Raw genomic sequence first — 224 nt, 5'->3', positions numbered from 1 at the left:
TACCATCGGCGCTAGAGAGCTTAACTTCCGTGTTCGGTATGGGAACGGGTGTGACCTCTCTGCCATCATTACCAGACATTATTCTTTTGAGACAATCATTATTATAACTTATTCACTTTAAAAGTCAACAAGTTTTTTTATGTTCTCTCAAAACTAGATAACATTTGCTACATATTATATGGTTAAGTCCTCGATCTATTAGTATTCGTCAGCTCCACATGTCA

The 224-nt window shown here is 36.6% G+C and carries 1 rRNA gene; it reads right to left on the bottom strand.

Going from position 1 to position 224, the window contains the following annotated elements:
- Positions 1–76, bottom strand: a 5S ribosomal RNA gene (gene rrf, locus JDS95_RS30930); the annotation flags it as partial.
- Positions 77–224: the final 148 nt, after the last annotated feature.

The organism is Bacillus cereus group sp. N24, from assembly GCF_016483345.1.
Lineage (GTDB): Bacteria > Bacillota > Bacilli > Bacillales > Bacillaceae_G > Bacillus_A > Bacillus_A toyonensis.
Note: the sequence above shows the minus strand (reverse complement) of the source record. Positions and strands in the feature narration are given on the sequence as shown.